Genomic DNA, 3,881 nt, shown 5'->3' with positions numbered 1-3,881 from the left:
AAGAGTAAGGAATGAGCGAGGAGGCAGAAGGAAGAATTTAATTGGTGATTTTTCGGCTCTTGTCAACCCTTTCATCCTAACTTTATGCAGCTCTCGCGGAGCAAAAAACTTGTACTTTTTCAAGACTTCAAACGGCTAAAACCTTTAGGAGTCAATGCTTTAAAATTTAATCAGCAAACCCCAATTAATTTCGAGTATTAAAATACAAAAAAAAGTGATAAGTGAACATTTTATATATATCAAATACGCTAAATTACTATTATTAAAATAATAAAAATGGTAATTTAGTAGCTTAAATTAAAGCTCTACTAAAAAATATTATACCTACTATTATCGATGATTAAACATCAATCAATGGAATTTTGAGTAAAAATAGTTACAATAAACAAAGACTATGCCAGTAGGATAGTCTTTGTTTGTTTTAGATAAACTTCCCTATACAAAACCTTATCTATATCTATAATAGGGTGGGAAAAGATTACCATGAATATAGATAACTCAATATTCACCTACTCTACTAATTCTCAATTCCTAATATTGAACCTTATATCTGAAGCTATGGATACCTGGATTATAAAATTACACAACTCTACCAATGAAATTACTTTTGTGACAATTACTGCTTTAATCGCAGTCATTTTTTGCTTTTGGTTTATTCCGACTGCTACAGATATGATGGTAAATTCTGCTGCAGGTTTAGCAGGTAAATATTTAGGCAAAGATAAACGCACTATAGTAATTAATTCTAGCACAAATAACCCAGAATTATTTCTCATGTTGCTATCACTAAGTCTGGGACGACTGGGCGGTATAGCAACTCCTCTAGGCTCAAATTTTGCCAATATTTATCTCATGTTTATTGTGGCACCAATAATTGTTATTAGTAAATGGATATTTATGGGGAAAATATCTTATGTCAAAAATTTTATCGAAATTTTTAACAAAGAAAAAATGCTGTTTTTCTGGCATCTTTTCATGTCATTATCGATGTTTACTTTTGCCAGTACAGCTTACTGGTGCATTACAGGTGAATCCGAATTTGCACCTTTGCCAGAAGGAATTACTACCCGTACTTTGCCCTGGATATTTGTTGGTGGTTTAATTTGTTTAGCAGGTGTTTTAGTTTTCTTATTTTCTGAAAAACAATTTAAGAAAAAAAGACCAGAATTATTTGATGATATTAATGCAGATGATTATACAGAAAGTTGGTGGCAGTTTATTTTAGGAACAGGGTTATTAATTTTATTATGCTATGTATTAAATATGTTATTTATCGCTTGGACTAATATTTATGATGATTTACTGAGTAGATTATTTGGTGATGCAGTTTTTGCCGGACTGCATTATTTTTTGGGAAGTTTAATATCATCCCTACCAGAAACAATTGTAGCTGTGAAAAATTATGAACGTTTAACTTCACCAGATTTGAATACTGCAATGGCATCTGCAAGTCAGTCAAATATGACGAATTTGGCTATAGGATTTTTGGGTAGTATTTTAGCAGCTTTACTATTAGCTATGGGGATGAATTATCAGTTGTAAAGTTAAGCGATCGCCATTGAAGAAAGTACATAAAATAATTTAGCGTTGGTGAATAAAAGTATGATTTTATAGGAGTCAGGAATCAGGAGTCAGGAGGAGCTAGAATGGTGCTTTTTATGCGCCTTAAAAAGGAGAAATAGGTCTGATTTATATATTATAAATTTAGGACTTTTATACCATGTTTCAGCAACGCCAATAATTTTTGAGGATTTGACTTTCAAAACATTATTGAAGCGAAATGCGCCATGGAAACAACTCATGCAAAATTGTTAGTGGTTTTAACCTATTGCGAGTCTAAATTTTAGGAATTACTCGAACTTTATTCCGAGAAGTAGTCAAAAGTTAAGTTCTTTTGTACAAAGTCTTAATCTTACTTCTTCATAATGGAAAATTCCAATCAAACCACAAGCATTAGCTTTGGATTTTTCTAGCAGTTCAATTACTACTTGACGATTTACAGAATCTAAGGCTAAAGTTGGTTCATCTAATTAATAAAATTGGATAATTAACTACCAGCGCTCTAGCTAGATTTACTCGTTGTTTTTCTCCTCCAGAAAAGGTAGTCGGGGAAAGATGCCAAAGACGTTTTGGTAAATTCAATATCTCAAATAATTCCCCTACTTTTTGATAGGCTATTTCTGGCTTTATTTCTAATTCTAATAAAGGTTCTGCTGCTATTTCTAAAGCTGGCACCCGAGGAATTACTCGTAAAAATTGACTGACATAACCAATAGTTGTTTTGCGTACTTCTAAAATTTCATGGGGTGCTAATTTAGGAAGATCAACCCAGGTAGATTTATGTTTTACTAAAACTGAACCTTTATCGACTCGATAGTTACCGTAAAGGCAACGCATAAATGTAGATTTTCCTGAACCAGATTTGCCGGATAGGGCAATACATTCTCCTGCTTTTAAGCTGAGAGAAATATTTTTTAATACTGATAATTTGACTCCGCCTTGGTTGTGTAAAGTAAAGCCTTTTTCAACAGATTCTGCTTTTAATAGCAGAGAACTTTCTGAGAAATTATTTTCTTTTTGATGATTAGTTTTTAGGATTTGAATACTCATAATAAAAGAAGAAAGAAGTATTTATGTTTGATTGATTTTTCGGATTACCCACGATGATTTTCGATTTTATCCTGAATCCTGATTCCTGACTCCTTAATTTGAGGATTTGAATACTCATCATCAAGGAAAGAAAAAGTATTTATGTTTGATTGATTTTTCGGATTACCCACGATGATTTTCGATTTTTTCCTGAATTCTGAATCCTGAGAACTGACTCCTATAATTTGAGGATTTGAATACTCATCATCAAGGAAGAAAGAAGTATTTATGTTTGATTGATTTTTCGGATTACCAACGATGATTTTCGATTTTCGACTCAGGAGTGAGAACTGAGGATTTAATTTGAGGATTTGAATGCTCATAATCAAGGAAGAAATAAGTATTTATGGTTGATTGATTTTTTTGAGGATTTGAATACTTATCATCAAGAAAGAAAGAAGTATTTATGTTTGATTGATTTTTGTGATTACCAACGATGATTTTCGATTTTTTCCTGAATTCTGAATCCTGAGAACTGACTCCTATAATTTGAGGATTTGAATACTCATCATCAAGGAAGAAAGAAGTATTTATGTTTGATTGATTTTTCGGATTACTGACGATGATTTTCGATTTTCGACTGAATTCTGACTCTTGACTCCTGACTCCTGAATTCTAACTTCTTAATTTAAGGAATTAAAGTTGCACTAACTAATTGTTGAGTATAGGAATGTTGAGGATCATCTAATACTTTATCTGTTAATCCTGACTCAACAATTTGCCCGTTTTTCATTACTAATAAACGGTGAGCAAGTAATCTAACTACCCCTAAATCATGGGTAACTAAAATTACGCTTAAGTGGAGATTTCTCACAAGAGAACGAATTAAATCTAATAAACGAGCTTGCACTGAAACATCTAAACCTCCGGTAGGTTCATCCATTAATATTAACCAGGGTTTTGTAACAAGAACACGAGCTAATTATAACCTTTGCTGCATCCCTCCAGAAAACATTTTTGGCAAATCATCTATCCGGTTAATATCTATTTCTACTTGGTTTAACCAATAAGCAGCTTCTTCGCGAATTTTTCCATAATTTTTTACTCCTATATCCATTAAACGTTCGCCAATATTTGCTCCAGCAGTTACGTTCATTCTTAATCCATCACGAGGATTTTGTTGGACAAATCCCCATTCAGTTCGTCTTAATAAACGACAGCGGGTTTCTGATAGTTTTGGCACTATTAATATCTCTCCACTAGAAGTAGTATAGGTGATATTAGATCGTAAG

General features: G+C 32.5%; 4 protein-coding genes. 1 reads left to right on the top strand and 3 read right to left on the bottom strand.

Annotated features, from left to right (window positions below; genetic code table 11):
* The first annotated feature begins 483 nt into the window (after window positions 1–483).
* Window positions 484–1,542 (top strand): hypothetical protein, encoded by a 1,059-nt coding sequence (locus F6K40_RS39195; protein WP_293145412.1) that lies wholly within the window; start codon window positions 484–486, stop codon window positions 1,540–1,542.
* A 480-nt stretch (window positions 1,543–2,022) separates the two neighbouring features.
* Here the strand turns inward: F6K40_RS39195 and phnL are convergent, their stop codons facing one another.
* The 3 genes from phnL to F6K40_RS39180 form a co-directional block, all read right to left on the bottom strand.
* Window positions 2,023–2,610, bottom strand: a complete 588-nt coding sequence (gene phnL / locus F6K40_RS39190) for a phosphonate C-P lyase system protein PhnL (protein WP_293145409.1) — start codon at window positions 2,608–2,610, stop codon at window positions 2,023–2,025.
* 667 nt (window positions 2,611–3,277) lie between these two features.
* On the bottom strand, window positions 3,278–3,532 hold the full coding sequence (locus F6K40_RS39185; protein WP_293145406.1) for a hypothetical protein: 255 nt from the start codon (window positions 3,530–3,532) through the stop codon (window positions 3,278–3,280).
* A gap of 39 nt (window positions 3,533–3,571) precedes the next feature.
* Window positions 3,572–3,881 (bottom strand): ATP-binding cassette domain-containing protein (locus F6K40_RS39180; protein WP_365674349.1); only part of this gene is annotated, 310 nt, incomplete at its 5' end.

Source organism: Okeania sp. SIO3I5 (assembly GCF_010672085.1).
Lineage (GTDB): Bacteria > Cyanobacteriota > Cyanobacteriia > Cyanobacteriales > Microcoleaceae > Trichodesmium.
This window is presented reverse-complemented; position numbering and strand designations above follow the sequence as displayed.